Source organism: Collinsella sp. LCP21S3_D3 (assembly GCF_052118305.1).
Taxonomy (GTDB): Bacteria; Actinomycetota; Coriobacteriia; order Coriobacteriales; family Coriobacteriaceae; genus Collinsella.
The window spans coordinates 56381-73393 of record NZ_JBQKHK010000005.1 but is presented as its reverse complement, the minus strand read 5'-3'; the positions used below and the strand labels follow the sequence as shown (position 1 = coordinate 73393).

Annotated in this window: 17 protein-coding genes and 2 pseudogenes; 13 read left to right on the top strand and 6 right to left on the bottom strand. The window is 57.9% G+C overall.

The genetic code is table 11. From position 1 onward, the window contains the following. Positions 1–17 precede the first annotated feature (17 nt). Together ACTQ1S_RS03570 and ACTQ1S_RS03565 are read right to left on the bottom strand one after the other, a co-directional pair. Positions 18–161 (bottom strand): annotated as a pseudogene (locus ACTQ1S_RS03570) (KUP/HAK/KT family potassium transporter); the annotation flags it as partial. A 267-nt stretch (positions 162–428) separates the two neighbouring features. Beyond that, positions 429–1340 (bottom strand): DMT family transporter, encoded by a 912-nt coding sequence (locus ACTQ1S_RS03565; protein ID WP_427796138.1) that lies wholly within the window; start codon positions 1338–1340, stop codon positions 429–431. A 118-nt stretch (positions 1341–1458) separates the two neighbouring features. On the opposite strand from ACTQ1S_RS03565, the gene ACTQ1S_RS03560 reads away from it, so the two are divergent. Together ACTQ1S_RS03560 and ACTQ1S_RS03555 are read left to right on the top strand one after the other, a co-directional pair. Next, on the top strand, positions 1459–2316 hold the full coding sequence (locus tag ACTQ1S_RS03560; RefSeq protein WP_370450624.1) for a LysR family transcriptional regulator: 858 nt from the start codon (positions 1459–1461) through the stop codon (positions 2314–2316). Between the two features lie 202 nt (positions 2317–2518). Then, complete coding sequence (locus ACTQ1S_RS03555; protein ID WP_441547128.1) at positions 2519–4000, top strand: aminotransferase class I/II-fold pyridoxal phosphate-dependent enzyme; 1482 nt, start codon at positions 2519–2521, stop codon at positions 3998–4000. 226 nt (positions 4001–4226) lie between these two features. Here ACTQ1S_RS03555 and ACTQ1S_RS03550 read toward each other — a convergent pair whose 3' ends face one another. Beyond that, positions 4227–4637, bottom strand: a complete 411-nt coding sequence (locus tag ACTQ1S_RS03550; protein ID WP_441547093.1) for a peptide deformylase — start codon at positions 4635–4637, stop codon at positions 4227–4229. A gap of 214 nt (positions 4638–4851) precedes the next feature. Here ACTQ1S_RS03550 and ACTQ1S_RS03545 point away from each other — a divergent pair, with 214 nt between their 5' ends. Next, positions 4852–5784 (top strand): hypothetical protein, encoded by a 933-nt coding sequence (locus tag ACTQ1S_RS03545; RefSeq protein ID WP_441547092.1) that lies wholly within the window; start codon positions 4852–4854, stop codon positions 5782–5784. Between the two features lie 390 nt (positions 5785–6174). On the opposite strand, the gene pdxT is transcribed toward ACTQ1S_RS03545, so the two are convergent. Beyond that, entirely contained in the window at positions 6175–6762 is a 588-nt protein-coding gene (gene pdxT, locus ACTQ1S_RS03540) for a pyridoxal 5'-phosphate synthase glutaminase subunit PdxT (protein ID WP_441547091.1), read from the bottom strand. 20 nt (positions 6763–6782) lie between these two features. Then, positions 6783–7673, bottom strand: a complete 891-nt coding sequence (gene pdxS / locus ACTQ1S_RS03535) for a pyridoxal 5'-phosphate synthase lyase subunit PdxS (protein WP_441547090.1) — start codon at positions 7671–7673, stop codon at positions 6783–6785. 145 nt (positions 7674–7818) lie between these two features. On the opposite strand from pdxS, the gene ACTQ1S_RS03530 reads away from it, so the two are divergent. The 3 genes from ACTQ1S_RS03530 (at position 7819) to ACTQ1S_RS03520 (ending at position 10689) form a co-directional block, all read left to right on the top strand. Then, positions 7819–8532, top strand: a complete 714-nt coding sequence (locus ACTQ1S_RS03530; protein WP_441547089.1) for an aminotransferase class I/II-fold pyridoxal phosphate-dependent enzyme — start codon at positions 7819–7821, stop codon at positions 8530–8532. Continuing rightward, positions 8514–9269: an aminotransferase class I/II-fold pyridoxal phosphate-dependent enzyme gene (locus ACTQ1S_RS03525; RefSeq protein WP_441547088.1), complete on the top strand. Its 756-nt coding sequence runs from the start codon at positions 8514–8516 to the stop codon at positions 9267–9269. The genes ACTQ1S_RS03530 and ACTQ1S_RS03525 overlap by 19 nt, the downstream gene beginning before the upstream one ends. Before the next feature lie 547 nt (positions 9270–9816). Then, positions 9817–10689: a hypothetical protein gene (locus ACTQ1S_RS03520; protein WP_441547087.1), complete on the top strand. Its 873-nt coding sequence runs from the start codon at positions 9817–9819 to the stop codon at positions 10687–10689. A gap of 250 nt (positions 10690–10939) precedes the next feature. On the opposite strand, the gene ACTQ1S_RS03515 is transcribed toward ACTQ1S_RS03520, so the two are convergent. Beyond that, the gene (locus tag ACTQ1S_RS03515) at positions 10940–11500 is read right to left on the bottom strand and encodes a ferritin family protein (protein WP_154517090.1); all 561 of its coding nucleotides are present in this window, start codon (positions 11498–11500) and stop codon (positions 10940–10942) included. A gap of 353 nt (positions 11501–11853) precedes the next feature. On the opposite strand from ACTQ1S_RS03515, the pseudogene ACTQ1S_RS03510 reads away from it, so the two are divergent. The 7 genes and pseudogenes from ACTQ1S_RS03510 to ACTQ1S_RS03480 form a co-directional block, all read left to right on the top strand. Then, positions 11854–12081, top strand: a pseudogene (locus tag ACTQ1S_RS03510) (iron-containing alcohol dehydrogenase); the annotation flags it as partial. 52 nt (positions 12082–12133) lie between these two features. Beyond that, positions 12134–12421, top strand: coding sequence for a hypothetical protein (locus ACTQ1S_RS03505; RefSeq protein WP_441547129.1), 288 nt, complete (start codon positions 12134–12136; stop codon positions 12419–12421). A gap of 8 nt (positions 12422–12429) precedes the next feature. Beyond that, positions 12430–13809, top strand: a complete 1380-nt coding sequence (locus ACTQ1S_RS03500; protein ID WP_441547086.1) for an aldehyde dehydrogenase — start codon at positions 12430–12432, stop codon at positions 13807–13809. Between the two features lie 123 nt (positions 13810–13932). Continuing rightward, positions 13933–14259 carry an HIRAN domain-containing protein gene (locus ACTQ1S_RS03495; protein WP_117655201.1) on the top strand — a complete coding sequence of 109 codons (327 nt, stop codon included), beginning with the start codon at positions 13933–13935 and terminating at the stop codon, positions 14257–14259. An 18-nt stretch (positions 14260–14277) separates the two neighbouring features. Beyond that, positions 14278–14457, top strand: a complete 180-nt coding sequence (locus ACTQ1S_RS03490) for a hypothetical protein (RefSeq protein WP_441057136.1) — start codon at positions 14278–14280, stop codon at positions 14455–14457. Between the two features lie 66 nt (positions 14458–14523). Next, on the top strand, positions 14524–15069 hold the full coding sequence (locus ACTQ1S_RS03485) for a metallophosphoesterase (RefSeq protein ID WP_441547085.1): 546 nt from the start codon (positions 14524–14526) through the stop codon (positions 15067–15069). A 150-nt stretch (positions 15070–15219) separates the two neighbouring features. Continuing rightward, positions 15220–16977, top strand: a complete 1758-nt coding sequence (locus tag ACTQ1S_RS03480) for a DUF2130 domain-containing protein (protein ID WP_441547084.1) — start codon at positions 15220–15222, stop codon at positions 16975–16977. The last annotated feature ends 36 nt before the right edge of the window (positions 16978–17013 follow it).

The following is a 17013-nucleotide window of genomic DNA, read 5'->3' as shown; positions in this document are numbered from 1 at the left end:
AACCTCGAGCTGGAGTTATTGGCGAGCAGCGCCGCGCCGCCGATCATGGCAGGTAGGATCAGCCACGGCGCCACTTTGCGCACCAGGCTAAACAGGGCAAAGATGCCGCTCTCGTTGTGGTTGTCGGCCTTCATGGCGATTACCACGTACTTGACCGTGCTGGTCTTGGAGGTTTGCCTCCAGTTTGGCGTGCGCCACGTGGACTCCCTTGGACATCCGGTTATCTGTCTTGGACAGATAACTTTTATGCCGTCTTTATACATACAAGAGCTGTTTGGCACATCGGGTAATTTTAGACAATAATCCCCAGCTGGGGATTATTTATGTACGCAGGTAGCATTTCAAAACAGGGGCGCATCCGCTGTATGGCTTTGCTGCAATGTAATAACCGCGGACGCGCTCCTGCTTTGAAACCGAAAAGGGAACTTTTAGACGCGTGCTGCCTGAGCGATACCGGTCTTGGCGCCTGAGCGTTTACCGGCGAGTTCGCAAAAGATCGCGCCGCCGATGATAAGCACGGCGCCCATCAGGCGGACTGGTGTTATGACTTCGCCCAAAAGGGCGGACGAGAACACGACGGCCGAAAGCGGCTCGAGGTAGCCGACGACAGCGACGGTCTGCACGGGCAGTTTGGCGACGGCGCTAAAGTAGAGCAGACAACCGATGCCGGTGTTGACGACGCCGAGCATAGCGACGGCGCGCCAATCGATGGTTGCGGCGATGCTGGCGGACAGGAATGAGGGGGTGCCTTGGGTGACGAGTGTAAGGACCAGCGCGGTCACAAAGGCGGCACTCACCTGGAGCGCGGAGTTCTCGAGGCCTTCGATGTGCGGCGCGCCCTTGCTGGCGATGACCATCAATGCATAACAGAAGGCCGAGGCGATTCCGCAGACGATGCCCGCAATGGGCATATTGCCGCCTAGACCTTGCGCTGCAATGAGAAAAGCGCCGCAGGCGACTGCGATAAACCCGGCGATTTTGCCACCGGTTAGTTTTTCGCCAAAAATAAACGGTGAGAGGGCCATGACGATGATGGGGCCGCAGTAGTACAGCAGCGAAGAAACGCCGACGCCGATCGTCTGATAAGCGCGGAACAGAAAAATCCAGCTGGCGCCCAGCGCGGCTCCCGAGAGGAGGAGGGCTGCGGCTTCGCGGGGGCGAGAAGGCGCCTGCAGATTATGGCGTTGGGTAATGGCGAGGATGGTGACAAGCGAAAGGGCTCCCAGAAAAGTGCGTAGCAGCACGATATCGGAGCTCGGGAGTGCGATGGCCGCAGCGATGATGCCGTTGGAGCCAAACAACAACAATGCTGCTAAATACGTAATCAATCCGTTGTTCATGCGCTGCCGTCCCCTCTATATCTGTGCATGTTCACTATGGGTGAACTGGCTTTAGAAGAAAAGCGAATATAATGCATGGAAAACATGACAAAAACTCATGCAAAGGTGGAGGCATGTCGTGGAAACGAATATTCAAAAGATGCAGGTGCTGCTGGAGACCGTGCGCGCTGGAAGCTTTACGCGTGCTGCCGAGCGCCTGAGCTACTCGCAATCGGGCGTGAGCCGCATGGTGGCCGATCTTGAGGCCGATTGGGGCTTTAAGGTGCTCGACCGCAGTCGTGAAGGTGTTGCTCTTTCTGCCGACGGGCGGCAGGTCATGCCGGCTGTCGAGGCGCTCTGCGAGGAATTCGTTCGCTTGCAGCGACGGGTGGATGAGATGCGTGGGCTCATGCGCGGCAAAATCTGCATCGGTACGTTTTCGAGCGTGGCGACCCACGTGCTGCCGCCGGTGATTGCGCGTTTTCGTGCTGATCATCCAGACGTCGATTACGAGTTGCTGATGGGCGACTATTCAGAGATTGAACAATGGGTTGCAGAGGGTCGCTGCGATCTGGGCTTTATCCCTCGTGAGCCCCGAGAAAACGGCATGACATCGCTGCCTTTGGTGCGTGACGAGTTAATGGCGGTGGTGCCGTCAGGCTCGTTGTTTGCCACGGCGGAGGTCGTCTCTCTTGCCGACTTGGCCAACGAGCAGTTTATTCTGCTAGAACGCGGCACCGATGACGAGATTACGCCGCTGTTTCGTCGGGCGGGACTGGCAGTGCACTCAAAACTGTCGACCTGGGATGACTATGCGATTATGGCTATGGTCGAGGACGGCCTGGGTGTGAGCATTCTTCCCGCGCTCATCATGCGCCGCTGTCAGTTCGATGTTGCCGTGCGACCGCTCGAAGGGCATCCCCATCGGCAGATCAACGCCATATATCGAACGGCCGATGTTTCGCTTGCCGCCGCCCGTTTTCTCGAATACCTCTAAATGGGCGCACGTCGTTACCGCCTTGGGGTAAATCTTGAGGTTTGGGTCATGTTATTTTTGAAATTGAACTTTTAGAAATAGCACGGCGCTATACTGCTTGCTAAATTGAACCTTGGTTCAATTCGTGTTCTGTAAATTGAACTTCGCCAGCAAGGAGGTTCCTGTGACCCAAGAGACGTTTAGCGATCGCCTGCGACAGGCTATGTCCGATCGCGACGTTCGCCAGTCGGACGTAATCCGCGCATCTGAGATGCTCGGCAAAAAACTCGGCAAGAGTCAGATGAGCCAATATGTGAGCGGCAAGACGATTCCGCGGCGCGATGTGGCAGAGCTACTCGCCCGCATTTTGGAGGTCGATGTTACCTGGCTGCTCGCCGGTGACGCCGATCAAGGCGAGACATCATCGACCCACAACGTTTCCAAGCCCGAACCCTATCCCTCAGATCAAATTGCAAGGAGCACCACCATGCGTACTTTTTCTAAATCCACCAAACTCGAGAACGTTCTGTATGACGTGCGCGGCCCCGTTGTCGACGAGGCGGCCCGTATGGAGGACGAAGGCGAGTGCATCCTCAAGCTCAACATCGGTAATCCGGCGCCCTTTGGTTTCCGCACGCCCGATGAGGTCATTAAGGACATGCGCCAGCAGCTGCCCGACTGCGAAGGCTATTCCAACTCGCGCGGTCTGTTCTCTGCGCGCAAGGCGATCATGCAGTATTCGCAGATCAAGGGCCTGCCCAATGTTCAGATGGAACATATCTACACGGGCAACGGCGTGTCCGAGCTCATTCAGCTTTCGATGAACGCGCTGCTCGACAATGGCGACGAGATTCTGATTCCCAGCCCCGATTATCCGCTGTGGACGGCGTGCGCAACTCTTGCCGGTGGACATCCCGTGCACTATCTGTGTGATGAGCAGGCCGATTGGTATCCCGATCTGCAGGATATGGAGTCCAAGATCACGAGCGCGACCAAGGCCCTCGTCATCATCAACCCCAACAACCCCACGGGCTCGGTCTATCCGCGCGAGGTGCTCGAGGGCATCGTTGAGATCGCGCGCAGGCACCAGCTCATGATTTTTGCCGACGAGATCTATGACCGCCTGTGCATGGACGGCTACGAGCACGTCTCCATTGCATCGCTCGCCCCCGACCTGCCCTGCATTACGTTTAGCGGCCTGTCCAAGTCGCATATGATCGCGGGCTATCGCATTGGCTGGATGGTGCTTTCGGGCAACCAGCGCTGCATGAGCGACTTCATCATGGGCATCAACATGCTCTCCAACATGCGCCTGTGCTCCAACGTGCCGGCCCAGTCGATCGTCCAGACGGCGCTTGGCGGCCATCAGTCGGTCAACGACTACATCCGCCCCGGCGGTCGTGTCTACGAGCAGCGCAACTTTGTGTATGAGGCGCTCAGCAAGATCGACGGCATCTCGGTGGTCAAACCGCGTGCGGCGTTTTATATCTTCCCCAAGATGGATGTTAAAAAGTTCAACATCACCGATGACGAGCAGTTTGCCCTCGACCTGCTGCACGAGAAGAAGATCCTCATCACGCGTGGCGGCGGCTTCAACTGGGCTGAGCCCGATCACTTCCGCATCGTGTACCTGCCGCGCATGGAAGTGCTCAAAGAGTCGCTCGAAGACCTCGCCGATTTCTTTGATCACTACCGCCAGTCATAATTGGTTCCGCCGTTCTACCGAACGGCCGACCGCTTGACGCTACGCGAGCCGCATTCACGCCAATCTGACGTTCAATTTCGAGGGCGCGACCAGAAGGTCAGCGCCCTCTCATTTCACGTCACCTTGGCGCAAATGCGGCTCGCTCGCTGTCGTGTGCTCAGCCTGCGTCGTTACCATGATCCAAAGGGGACGGAGGAAAACAGATCATTTTCCTTGACCCGCGGAACTATATAACGACGCCGTTGCAGTGGTCGATTTCGTGCTGGATGATCTCGGCGGTGTAGCCCGAGAAGTTTTTGATGCGGTGGACGAAGTTCTCGTCCAAATACTCCACCTTAATGCGACGATAGCGGGTACAGGGACGCTCGCCGATCAGCGAGAGGCATCCTTCGCTCGTCTGATAGGCATTGACCTGCTCAAGAATTTGAGGGTTGTACATCAGGAGCGTCCTGTTGCCGTCCTTTACGCAGACGATGCGTTTGCGCACGCCGATCATGTTGGCGGCGAGCCCCACGCACTCGTGCTCATGCTCGTGGAGCGTATCCAGGAGGTCCTGCCCGATCACGGCATCGTCGGGCCCTGCGTCTTCGGAAGGCAGGCGCAAAAAGAACTCGGATTTCATGATGGGCTTAATCATGGCGGGCTCCTTAAGGTGGACACGTTTGGTTCAGGCCATGATACCGCGACATGTCGCATTAATGTGTGCATATAGATTCTGCAGCTAGATTGGATGGCGACACCATAAACTAATGGACGTTTTGCCGAGAGGCATGAATGTTTAAAGCGCAAAGAGTGCGCGACGGGCCCCGCGAATGGGGCGATGATGCCCGAGAGGGCCAAGAAGGAGTCTCATGTCCGAGAACGAAGAGATCATGAACGAGACCGAGAACGAGACCATGGCTGCCGAGGTCGAGGCAGTCGAGACCGTGGAGACCGAAGCTACCGAGGTTGAGGCTGCTGACGAGGTTTCCGCCGAGGAGGAGGCCGAGGTTGTCGAGGCCGCCGTTGATTACGATGACGAAGAGCTGATGGACAAGATGCAGAAGGCCGCCCGCCTGCTGCGTAGCCGTCGCTTTGCTATTTCCAAGGAGGAGGAGGCCAAGGCCGAGCGTATGGCGAACATCGAGCGCGCCATCAAGCTCCTTGACCTCAAGCCCAAGATGGAGCAGAAGGAAATGTCCGATCTGCTGGGCATGCGCCTTCGTGAGCTCGATGGCCTGATGGCCGAGGCCGAGGCTGCCGATCTGGTCGGCCGCATCGACAACGCCGAGGGCGATATGCGCAAGATCGTCGTCTTCGCTGCCGAGGATGCCGCTGAGGGCCTGGTCGAGCTTGCCAACAAGAAGGAGAAGCTCCTGCCCGAGCTTTCTTACGAGGAGGCCACCGAGCTGATGGCCGCGCTCGATAAGGTTATCGCTCCGCTCGTCGCCATGGGTCTGGACGAGGATCGCGGTCCTCGCGGCGGCCGTGACGACCGCGGTGGCCGTGGCGGCGACCGTGGCGGTCGCGGCGGCTTTGGCGACCGCGGTGGCCGTGGCGGCGACCGTGGTGGTCGCGGTGGCCGTGGCGGCTTTGGTGACCGTGGCGGCGATCGTGGCGGTCGCGGCGGCTTTGGCGGCAACCGTGGTGCCTATGGCGACCGCGGTGGCAACCGTGGCGGCTTCGGCGGCAACCGTGGCGGCAACCGTGGCGGCTTCGGCGGCAACCGTGGCGGCGACCGCGGCGGTCGAGGCGGCGACCGTGGCGGCCGCAACGGCGGTGGCTTCCGCGGCAACCGCTTTTAGTTACGACGTTTTACCAAACGCCGTAACGGGCCGACGCTGCAAGCCCGCCAGAGCGGCAATCTGCCTTTCAACTTCGGCGGCATGACCAAAAGGTCAATGCCGCCTCGCTTCAAGGCGCCCTGCTCGCGTGTACGGGTTTTCGCTGTCGTTGCCAAAACACCGGCGTTGCCTTGATCCAAACCTGCCAAAAAGGGACAGGTTTATTTTGGTCGGTATTATCTGGGCAAACGTGGCCGTCTATTGCAATGTAGTCGTTGAGAACGTCCCCAACGACTACATTGCATGAGAGTGGATAATCTCCCGGTTTGAGCCTGCATCCAAGCTCAAAGTGGGAGATTATCCACTCTCATTTGCTATGCGTCCGAAAATCCACGTTCGTTTGTTTTCTGCCTACATTTGGAGGAAGAGCTCGTGGAGGCGGGTGTCGTCGTCGAGCTCGGGGTGGAAGGTAACGCCGAGCTGGTTGCCCTGGCGCGCGGCGATGATTCGTCCGTCGACTTTCGCTAAGGCCTCGGCATTGCCGTGCACCTCGACGATGCGGGGTGCGCGGATAAACGTTAACGGCACTTCAACGTCGATACCGCCTACCTGCCCCTTGGTGCGAAAACTGCCGAGCTGCCTGCCATAGGCATTGCGCTCAACGAGTATATCCATGGTTGCCAAGCGCGGTGTCCCCTTGTCATCGTGGGCGGCAAGGTCGCGCGCCAACAGAATCAGACCGGCACAAGTTCCCAGTACAGGCATGCCTTCAACAATGCGGGTACGAAGATCCTCGAGCATATCGAGTTCGGCAAGTAGCTTGCCCTGAACGGTGGACTCGCCGCCGGGAAGTACCAGACGGTCAAAGTTCTGCTGCAAATCGGCCGCCTGCCTCAGCTCAATACAGTGTGCGCCCAGCTCGGATAGTCTTGCTTCGTGCTCGGCAAAAGCGCCTTGGACCGCCAGCACGGCGACCGTTTGGTCTGCATAATCGCTCATGGGCGATCCTTTCTGCCGGACTAGCGCCCGCGCTCCTCCATGATAATCTCGATCTCGTCGGCGTTGATGCCCACCATGGCCTCGCCCAGGTCCTCCGAAAGCTCGGCGATGAGTTTGGCATCGGTGAAGTTTGCCACGGCCTTGACGATGGCGGCGGCGCGCTTGGCCGGGTTGCCGCTCTTAAAGATGCCCGATCCCACAAAGACGCCCTCGGCGCCCAGCTGCATCATCAGCGCGGCGTCGGCGGGGGTCGCTACGCCGCCGGCGGCAAAGTTCACGACGGGAAGCTTGCCCGTGGCGTGGACCTCGCGCACCAGCTCGACCGGAACCTGCAGTTGCTTGGCTGCCTCAAAGAGCTCGTCGTCGCGCAGGGCAACAACGTCGCGGATCTGCTTTTTGATCTTGCGCATGTGACGCACGGCCTGGACGACATCGCCCGTACCCGGCTCACCCTTGGTGCGAATCATCGTGGCGCCCTCGGCAACACGGCGCAGCGCCTCGCCCAGATCGCGGGCGCCGCAGACAAACGGCACGTCAAACTGGGTCTTGTCGATGTGATAGACGTCGTCGGCAGGGGAGAGAACCTCGGACTCGTCGATGTAATCGATCTCGATGGCCTGCAGGACCTGCGCCTCGACAATGTGGCCGATGCGGCACTTGGCCATAACGGGGATGGAGACGGCCTCTTGGATGCCCTTGATCATCTTGGGGTCGCTCATGCGTGAGACGCCGCCTGCGGCACGGATGTCGGCCGGGATGCGCTCGAGTGCCATGACGGCGCAGGCGCCCGCCTCTTCGGCGATGCGTGCCTGCTCGGGCGTGGTGACGTCCATGATGACGCCGCCCTTGAGCATCTGCGCGAGCTCGCGATTGAGTTTGACGCGATCGGCCTTGCTGGTCTGTTCTGCCATGGTTGCTCCCTTGGTTGGCATGTGCATTGCTTGACGGAACATCCTATCGGGGAGCTGGGTATGGCGAAATACTCAGTTTTAGAGATAATAATAAGGCCAGACTAATACCAGATTGAATGACTCAATAAGGTCAGGTGATAAACTCATGCTTGACTACAATTTGGAAAAACGCGGCGAAGCATCGCTCTATGAGTATATTTACCAGCAAATTCGAGATGATATCGTTGCTGGACGCATTGCGGCGGGGGAGCATCTTCCGTCTAAGCGCGCCTTTGCCAATCATCTGGGAATCAGTGTCATTACCATCGAGAATGCATATAGCCAGTTACTTGCCGAGGGCTATATTTGCTCAATGCCGCGTCGTGGCTACTACGCTTGCAAGCTTCCTGATGCACCGGTTTTGGCTTCGGCTGCAGAGGGCATCGACCGGGATGCCGTCTCTGCGGGTTCCGGCGCGCATGATGTCAACGGACAGGTCGAGCGATTCGATGCACTTTCTCCTTCTGCTTTGGAGGCGGCGCGGCTTTGGCAAAGCGCGCTGCGGGCGACGCTGGCATCCGAAGACGAGCGCGAAATCTTTTCGACCGCGCCGGCACAGGGCACCACTCGGCTACGACGCGCAATTGCCCACCATCTGCGCGGGACAAGGGGCATGAATGTCGACCCCAACAACGTTGTTATCGGCGCAGGCGCCCAGCTGCTCGATACCATGTTGGTTCAGTTGCTTGGCGCCGACAAGGTGTATGCCGTTGAGGACCCGGGCTATTTGCGCCTAACGCGCATCTATCAGGCTATGGGTTGCAAAGTTCGACATATCCCGTTGGATGATGAGGGATCCCGTTGGATGATGAGGGCGTAGACTTGAGCGCTCTGCAGAAAACGGGGACCGATGTCCTTCACCTGATGCCGTCCCATCAGTATCCGACCGGCCTTGTGACGAGCATTGCGCGTCGCTATGCGCTGCTGAGCTGGGCCGCCGAGCGACCAGGTCGATATCTCATCGAAGATGACTTTGATTGCGAGTTTCGTCTGGCCGGCAAGCCGATTCCCGCGCTTGCTTCGATCGATGCCGCTCAATCGGTCATCTACACCAACACGTTTTCGAAGAGCCTTTCATCGGCGTTGCGTCTAGCGTACATGGTGTTGCCCGATGAGCTGATGAAGCGGTTTAGGTGCAACCTTGGTTTCTACGCCTCGTCGGTGAGCTCTGTCGACCAGGTCGCTTTGGCTCGTTTGCTGGAATCGGGTGATTACGAGCGACATGTGAACCGCGTGCGCGTTCGTGCTCGTGAGGCGCGTGATGGCCTGGCGGCGCTTGTACGGGATGCGTTTCCAGCAGGAGAGGTTTCGATCGAGCATGCAGACGCAGGCCTTTACTGCACCGTGGTTGCGGAGCGGGGAACGGGCGGAAGCTCTTTTGCGCAGGCCCTCACGCGCTCGAGCATCCCTTTTATCGATATCAGTAACTGTTATTGGTGTGCCGATGGCGCATCTGTCCCTGAAAACTCAACTCAAATTCTTGTCCAGTATGACGACCTGAGTCCGGAGGTGCTTAATACTCTGGAATCGCAGCTAATGGGGCACTCTGTAACCTAAGTGAGTAGACTTTTGGCACTTTGGCGACCAGACAGTTTTGTAACAAGCTATCTACCTGTGGTTTTGAGAAGTGGGATCATCGGTCTGCTCGGGATGTCCCAAAAAGTCTACTCACTTGCCGCGCAAAGCTTCCGTATGAGAAAAAAAATGGGGTTTTCAACAGGGCTTCGTCCAGTTCTCGGTAAGCTTTTGGCCAGTTGGGGAGGGCTGTTGAAAACCTTGCAGTTCGTTCGGCGCCATTTTTGGTGCGTTCGCGCCAATGAGAGACCGACTGGGTTGAAATTCGTGCTTTCCTGTGCCTATGAAGGATCTACTTTGTGACATATCGGCTTTTAGGTACTGGCGTTTGCCCCCTCAAGTCCGCGCTTTGTGTCCTCCGCTTCCGCGGCCGGATGAAGACCGGCAGCGATATGACCTCGTCCGCAACCCGACGGCTGCGGTCGCGCTCGGTTTTCCGTTGTATACATTGGTTCGGACGAGAAACAAACGGACTTGCCCTGCCAACATTAGGCAGCGGCTGTTTCTTGGTGAACTCCCCAGGGAATCCATGCTGGAAACGGAGCATGGATTTTTGGTCACGTCTCCTCTACTGACGGCATTTATCATGTCTCGACATCTGACGGATCTCCAACTTCTTCTGGTATTGGCGGAGATGTGCGGCTTGTTTGCGGTATGCGCCCTGCCGGCGGCACTTGAGGTGGAGCTTTCGCGTGCAATTGATTCGGGTACGATTTCGACAACGTTGGGTTGGGTGCGCTGCCCGTCCGAGGGCGGCGCCGCCTCAAATTTGTGGCGTCGCGACGCTTTGGTTTCGGATGGGGACCTTGACCGTTTTTGTTCAGATGTTTGCGGGATGCGTTACGGCAATCGATTTATGGCGGTGTCGCAACTCGTTCCATTGGGTGCCGCTTCGCCTTTTGAGGTCGAGGCGTATTTGTTGCTTGGACTGCCGCGAGTCCTGGGAGGTGAAGGGTTTTGCGGCATAGAGCTCAATGTCAAAGTGATGCTAAGCACAAGTGCACGAGCGATTGTAGGAAAGACCCGCGTATATATCGATCTACTTCTTTCCTCGCCGGACGGGAGGCGACAGGTGGCCATTGAATGTCAGGGAAAGGCCTCGCACGGGCGCGCGGGGGATGGCTTGCGTGACGCTGATCGCATGACGGCGCTTCAAGCCATGGGCTACGACGTGCTTCTCCTGACACACGGACAGATATCCGATGAGGATAGATTCCGTGCGATCGTTAAGGCCGTATGCAGGATGCTCGATGTTGAATATCGCGAAAAAAGCTCGGATGAGCAAAGGGCTGAGGCATTACTCCGGTCTGAACTATTCGTTGACTGGACAAAATTGGGAGTAATCGACGGAAAGATGTCCATTGGACACAAAACAGCTCGATCGTGGACAGCGCGGATCTAAGTGAGTAGACTTTTGGCGTGATGGCGACCAGGCCGTTTTGCAACAAGTCATTTACCTGCGGCTTTATAGAGCAATATGGATGGTCTGCTCGGCAAGTTCCAAAAAGTCTACTCACTTAGTTTTTGACGAGAAGTCGATGCCGAAGGTGGCCCTATTTCAGGGCGTTAACGAGTTCATGAGACACGAAAAAGGGCCCGAACCATGCGGTTCGGGCCCTTTAAAGTTAGAGATTATCTCTCAGGCGGTTGGCTTAGCCAAAGTAGCGCTTGAGCAGGCCGGCGAAGGCCTTGCCGTGGCGGGCCTCGTCGCGAGCCATCTCGTGCACGGTATCGTGGATGGCATCGAGGCCAGCGGCCTTGGCACGCTTGGCAAGATCGGTCTTGCCGGCGGTGGCGCCGTTCTCGGCCTCAACGCGCATCTCGAGGTTCTTCTTGGTGGAGTCGGTCACGACCTCGCCCAGGAGCTCGGCGAACTTGGCGGCGTGCTCGGCCTCCTCGTGGGCAGCCTTCTCCCAGTATAGGCCGATCTCGGGATAGCCCTCGCGATGGGCGACGCGAGCCATGGCCAGGTACATACCGACCTCAGAGCACTCGCCCTCAAAGTTGGCGCGCAGGTCGGCAACGATGTCCTCGGAGACACCCTCCATCTTGGCGACGCCCACGACGTGCTCGGCAGCCCACTCGAGCTTGCCCTCCTCCTGCTTCAGGAAACGAGAACCGGGAACGCCGCACTGGGGGCACTTAAAATCCTCGGGCAGCTGGTCGCCGTCGAACTCTTCCACATAACCGCAAACGGGGCAAACAAATTTCATGATTCGATCCTTTCGATGGATGGCGATGGGGCGCTTGTCCGATCCCGTAAGGGCCCTCTCCGGACGTGCGTCTTGACGAGTTCTATTATCCATAAATGCAACAAAATGTGAAGCCTATTAGGAATGATTTTTGATAAAACAATTTTGAGAGATGAAGATGGTGATTGATTAACGATTGGCAGGCCGCCCGCGAGCTCTGATGAGTACAATCGGTCGAACAAATGTTGACCAATCAACAAATGAGGGAGTTTCCTTTATGCATCTAGCCCGCTGCGCCTGGTGCCGAACGTATCAAACGGTTTTTCGCATCGCATTGCCGGTGCTGCCCTATACCGAGCCACGCATTCTGGAGCATGCTGAGAGAGAGCGCCTGCCAGGCCATTATCGGCTTTGGCGGTGGCTCGGCCATGGACTGTGCCAAGGGCGTGGGAGCACGCATCGCGCAGCCAAACAAGCCCATCAACAAGATGCGCGGCCTGCTGCGCGTCCACCGTCTCCTGCCGCTGCTTATTGCGGTTCCCACTACCGCCGGCACGGGAAGCGAAGTTACGCTCGCGGCGGTTATCACCGATGACGAGACGCACCACAAGTACCCCATTAACGACTTTGTGCTTATCCCGCGCTTTGCGGTGCATGACCCCGAGTTCGCGCGGTCTGCCCGCCTCCATTACGGGGCAGACGGGCATGGGCGCCCTGACGCATGCCGTCGAGGCCTTTATCGATTGGGTCGATCGAATGAACGCCGCCTTGGACATTCCCAAATATGTGACGGGCATTCGCCGCTCCGACATTCCCGAGATGGCGGCGCCTGCCGATGCCGAGGCCAATCCGCTGTACCCCGTTCCACTTTTGATGGACCGTTTGGAGCTGATGCGCATGTACGAGGTCGTCGCGGGTGGTATGTTTGAGGGCGAGAACTAGGAGGGTCCATGAACACCGAGGAAATTGCGCGCATCGTCGGAGACCAGCGCGTCTACTTTAAGACGCACGCCACGTTTGATGTCGATGCTCGACGTCGTGCGCTCGTGAGTTTACGCGATGCGGTGCGGGCCCACGAGGCCGATATTGCCCATGCGCTCAAGACCGATTTGGGAAAGTCGCATGACGAGGCGTATATGTGCGAGATCGGCACGTCGCTTTCCGAGATTCGTCATCAGATCGCACATGTGGCTCGATGGAGTCGTCCGCGCCTGCGTCCGTGCGACCTTGCCAACGCCGTGAGTGTGTGCAAGACGCAAGCCGTGCCCTATGGCGTCACGCTCATCATGGCCCCGTGGAACTACCCGTTTTTGCTAACGCTCGAGCCGCTCGCCGGCGCCCTTGCCGCGGGCAATACTGTGGTCATCAAGCCGAGCGCCTATGCTCCGGCATCGAGTGCGGTGCTCAAGCAGATCTGCGAAGAGGCATTTGATTCGTGCCTGGTGACAGTTGTCGAGGGCGGGCGCGCCGAGAACGAAGCGCTGCTCGATGAGTGCTGGGACAAGATCTTCTTTACCGGTAGCGTTCCGGTCGGCAAGCTCGTCATGGAGCGCGCAAGTAAAAACCTTACGCCCGTGACGCTTGAGCTGGGTGGAAAGAGTCCCTGTATCGTGGATGCGACGGCAAACTTGAAGGTTGCGGCACGGCGTATCGCCTTTGGTAAATGGCTCAACGTGGGGCAGACCTGTGTGGCGCCCGACTACCTGCTGGTCGATACGCGTGTGCACGACGAGTTGCTGGGCCTCATCAAGGAAGAGGCGCGCCGTATGTTTGGCGAGCATCCGCTCGACAACGAGGATTACGGGCATATCGTCAATGCCAAGCATTTTGCGCGCGTGAATGGGCTAATCGATCCCGACAAGGTCGTGCTTGGAGGTGCTGCGCGCGAGGCTTCGCTCAAGATTGAGCCGACAATTTTGGACGGCGTGGCCCCCGATGACGCCGTGATGCGGGAGGAGATTTTCGGTCCCATCTTGCCGGTGCTGACGTTTGAGAGCCTAGACGAGGCCGAGACGTTTATTACGGATCGTCCGACGCCGCTGGCCCTGTATATCTTTAGCCAGGACCGTGAGGTTCAGCAGCGCTTTGTGCGTTACGTGCCCTTTGGTGGCGGTTGCGTCAACGACACGATCATGCATCTGGCTACGAGCCATATGGGCTTTGGCGGCATGGGAGCGAGCGGTATGGGACAGTACCATGGACGCGAGAGCTTCGATACGTTTAGCCACAAGAAGAGCATCGTGAACAAGGCAACGTGGCTGGACGTGCCATTCCGCTATGCCCCTTACGCAAACTGGAAGCACAAATTTGTGCGCATGTTTGTGCATTAGAATCAGATGACGTAGGGACAAACGGTCGAAAAGACGCAGGCAGGATGAATTTGTGTCCGCACGGACCCGTAGACTTCTCGGTAAGGTTAAGCGCCGGTTTATCCGGCCGTTAGGGGGGTTGCTATGTACGAGCCTTCACGTGTTCTTCTGTCGTTTCACATTGCGGGATTTCAGTATGCCGACGGCGCTTTGGTCCTGGGCGATCTTAAAGCGGGCGATAAACTGACGCTGTGCGCCGAGCGCGATAATCCCCATGATCCCGAGGCGGTTGCGATCTACTACGGCAACACCAAGCTTGGCTATGTTCCGGGAAACGAGGTCGGTCCGCTGTCCTTGATGATGTATTACGGCCATGAGGACGTATTTGAGGCCCGCGTGCAGCAGGTTGCCCCCGAGCGTAGCCCGTGGCACCAGGTGCGCGTTGGCCTCTATGTGGTGGATGCCCGCTAATCGGTAAGGGAGACTGCCATGTTTGATGACGACGACCTGTTCGATCTGACGGACGATCCGTTTGAGTGGGATACGCTACTCGACGACGATGAGCTGGAGCAGGACCGTAAGATGCGACAGGACAAGAAAACTCAGGGTGATGCGTCGAAAAAGAAAGACAAGCGCCGTCGCGGACTGTTTGGCGGGCTCTTTGGGTAACTGCCGCATCGCTGCGTCTGTATACTTAGCACGAGTTGGACGCGTTGCGAAATGAGGACTGAGACGATGATGTGGTTTACCGCCGACCTGCACCTGGGCGATACGAATATCTTGCACGACATGGACCGACCGTTTGGCTCGGTTGAGGAGATGAACCGCAAGGTCATCGATGTCATCAATGAGTGCGTGGCTGCGGACGACCGCCTCTATATTCTGGGTGACTTTACCTATCGTCTGCCCCTAGCGGATGCCGTGCGCCTGCGTAAACGCATTGAATGCCAGAACGTGACGCTCATCCGTGGTAACCATGACGGCGACTGGGAAGATCCCGACGTACCGCAGATTTGGGAAGACGTGCGCGATTACCTGGAGATTGCTCCCGGCTATGCCAAGGGCCATCGTCTGGTTATGAGCCATTACCCCATGCTCAGCTGGAACGGCAAGGCGCGTGGCGCCATCATGCTGCACGGGCATATCCACAGCAGGGGAGACCGCACCAATACGCGCAACCGCGATCGCGAACGTCCTATCTTTCGCTACGATGTCGGCCTCGATGCCAACGAGTACAAGCCCGTAAGCCGTGACCAAATCCTAGGCTTCTTTGGATTGTAATTCTCGAACCGTCACACAAACCGCCACAAAGGGGACGGGCACCTTTGTGGCGGTTCTGGTGCCGTTGCCATTATGGCGGCGGCACCTTTTTTGTCCGTGCGGCGCGGTAGAGTGTAGGCGGTTGAAATTTGCGTCCAGCGAGGAGCTGCTATGAACGAGATCAAGTGCCCGCATTGTGGCGAAGTATTTAAGGTCGACGCGTCCGGCTATGCGGATATCGTCAAGCAAGTGCGCGATGCCGAGTTTTCGCGCGACCTGGATGAGCGTGTGAAGGCGGTCCAGCGCGAGGGCGAGCAAGCGCTGGAGCTTGAACGTTCACGATCGGCTGCCGCTTTGCAGGAGGCAGAGTCCCAGCGCAACGCTCAGCTTACCGAGCAGAAGAACGCTGCAGCTCAACAGCTGGCACAAGAGGTTGCCAAGCGCGATGCTGAGCTCGCCGAGCTGCGTGCCAAGCTCGAGGGCGCTGCCGCAGAGCGCGAGAGTGCAAGCCAGCGCGCGGCGGTAGAGGCACGAGCCAACGCTCAAAAGGAGAATGCCGAACTCCAGCGCGAGATTGACAATTTGCGTGCGCAGCTGGAGCGCAAAGATGACGAAGCCAAGCTCGTCGAGTCGGCGGCGCGCAATGCCGCTCAAAACGATTTAGCTGCACGTGATGCTCAGATTGCCGAGCTGCAGGCCAGGCTTGCCGCGGCGGACAAGGCCCAGGAGATGGCGCTTGCCGCTGCCGCGGCAGAGTCGCAGCGTGAGCTCGATGCCGCTCGCAGCGAGGCCGAGCGCGCGCTTGCTGACTATCGCGCGAAGGTACAAGAGAAGTTTTCCGCCGCAAAGGCTCAGTCTGAGCGCGAGGCCGAGGGCCTTCGTGCACAGCTTCGTGAGCAAGAACTTTCTGCAAAAATGGAGCTGTCGAAGGCGGTCGCCGCGGCGGAGCGAGAGCGCGATGAGGCGCGTGCCAAACTGACGAGCGAGCTGGCGGTGCGCGATTCTCGCGAGGAACAGGCCAAGGCGGCACACGAGCTCGAGCTTGCGCAGGCCAAGCGCGCGAGCGATGACCTGATTCGCTACAAGGATGAAGAGATCGAGCGCCTTAAGGACATGAAGGTCCGTCTGTCCACCAAGATGGTGGGCGAGTCGCTCGAGCAGCACTGCGAGACCGAGTTTAACCGTCTGCGCATGACGGCATTTCCCAACGCGTACTTCGAGAAGGATAACGATGCGTCCGAGGGTACCAAGGGCGACTTTATCTTCCGCGAGTGCGACGCGAGCGGCAACGAGGTCATTTCGATTATGTTCGAGATGAAAAACGAAAACGACGAGACCGCGACCAAGCATAAAAACGAGGACTTCTTTAAGAAACTCGATCACGATCGTCGCCAGAAAGGCTGTGAGTACGCGGTGCTCTGCACGCTGCTCGAGCCCGAGAGCGAGCTCTATAACGTAGGGATAGTCGACGTGAGCTATCGCTACGAGAAGATGTACGTGATTCGCCCGCAGTTTTTCATTCCCATGATCACGCTCCTTCGCAACGCCGCCATGGGCTCACTGCGCTATAAGCAGGAGCTAGCGGAGTACAAACAGCAGAATATCGACGTCACGAACTTCGAAGCCAAGATAGAGAAGTTCAAGAATGATTTCGGTCGAAACTACGAGATCGCGAGCCGCAAGTTCCAAACGGCAATCGATGAGATCGACAAGACGATTAACCATCTGCAGAAAACCAAGGAGGCATTGCTGTCCTCCGAGAACAATCTGCGCCTAGCCAACAAGAAGGCCGATGATCTTACCATTCGCAAGCTCACGTGGGGCAACAAGACCATGAAGGCGGCGTTTGACGAGGCGCGCGGGGCTGCGCCAGAGACAAACGATGAGCCAGCCGAGGCGGATTCGTATGAGGTCGAGGATACCGAGTAAGGCATAGCGTATAGTGCAAAAACGGGGCCGCTGGCG

What these genes read in the sequence shown, in the direction of transcription:
- ACTQ1S_RS03565 (WP_427796138.1), bottom strand. Translation starts at nt 1,340, where the DNA reads ATGAACAACGGATTGATTACGTATTTAGCAGCATTGTTGTTGTTTGGC.
- ACTQ1S_RS03555 (WP_441547128.1), top strand. Translation starts at nt 2,519, where the DNA reads ATGTCCGATCGCGACGTTCGCCAGTCGGACGTAATCCGCGCATCTGAG.
- ACTQ1S_RS03550 (WP_441547093.1), bottom strand. Translation starts at nt 4,637, where the DNA reads ATGATTAAGCCCATCATGAAATCCGAGTTCTTTTTGCGCCTGCCTTCC.
- ACTQ1S_RS03545 (WP_441547092.1), top strand. Translation starts at nt 4,852, where the DNA reads ATGTCCGAGAACGAAGAGATCATGAACGAGACCGAGAACGAGACCATG.
- pdxT (WP_441547091.1), bottom strand. Translation starts at nt 6,762, where the DNA reads ATGAGCGATTATGCAGACCAAACGGTCGCCGTGCTGGCGGTCCAAGGC.
- pdxS (WP_441547090.1), bottom strand. Translation starts at nt 7,673, where the DNA reads ATGGCAGAACAGACCAGCAAGGCCGATCGCGTCAAACTCAATCGCGAG.
- ACTQ1S_RS03530 (WP_441547089.1), top strand. Translation starts at nt 7,819, where the DNA reads ATGCTTGACTACAATTTGGAAAAACGCGGCGAAGCATCGCTCTATGAG.
- ACTQ1S_RS03520 (WP_441547087.1), top strand. Translation starts at nt 9,817, where the DNA reads ATGCTGGAAACGGAGCATGGATTTTTGGTCACGTCTCCTCTACTGACG.
- ACTQ1S_RS03515 (WP_154517090.1), bottom strand. Translation starts at nt 11,500, where the DNA reads ATGAAATTTGTTTGCCCCGTTTGCGGTTATGTGGAAGAGTTCGACGGC.
- ACTQ1S_RS03505 (WP_441547129.1), top strand. Translation starts at nt 12,134, where the DNA reads ATGACCCCGAGTTCGCGCGGTCTGCCCGCCTCCATTACGGGGCAGACG.
- ACTQ1S_RS03500 (WP_441547086.1), top strand. Translation starts at nt 12,430, where the DNA reads ATGAACACCGAGGAAATTGCGCGCATCGTCGGAGACCAGCGCGTCTAC.
- ACTQ1S_RS03495 (WP_117655201.1), top strand. Translation starts at nt 13,933, where the DNA reads ATGTACGAGCCTTCACGTGTTCTTCTGTCGTTTCACATTGCGGGATTT.
- ACTQ1S_RS03490 (WP_441057136.1), top strand. Translation starts at nt 14,278, where the DNA reads ATGTTTGATGACGACGACCTGTTCGATCTGACGGACGATCCGTTTGAG.
- ACTQ1S_RS03485 (WP_441547085.1), top strand. Translation starts at nt 14,524, where the DNA reads ATGATGTGGTTTACCGCCGACCTGCACCTGGGCGATACGAATATCTTG.
- ACTQ1S_RS03480 (WP_441547084.1), top strand. Translation starts at nt 15,220, where the DNA reads ATGAACGAGATCAAGTGCCCGCATTGTGGCGAAGTATTTAAGGTCGAC.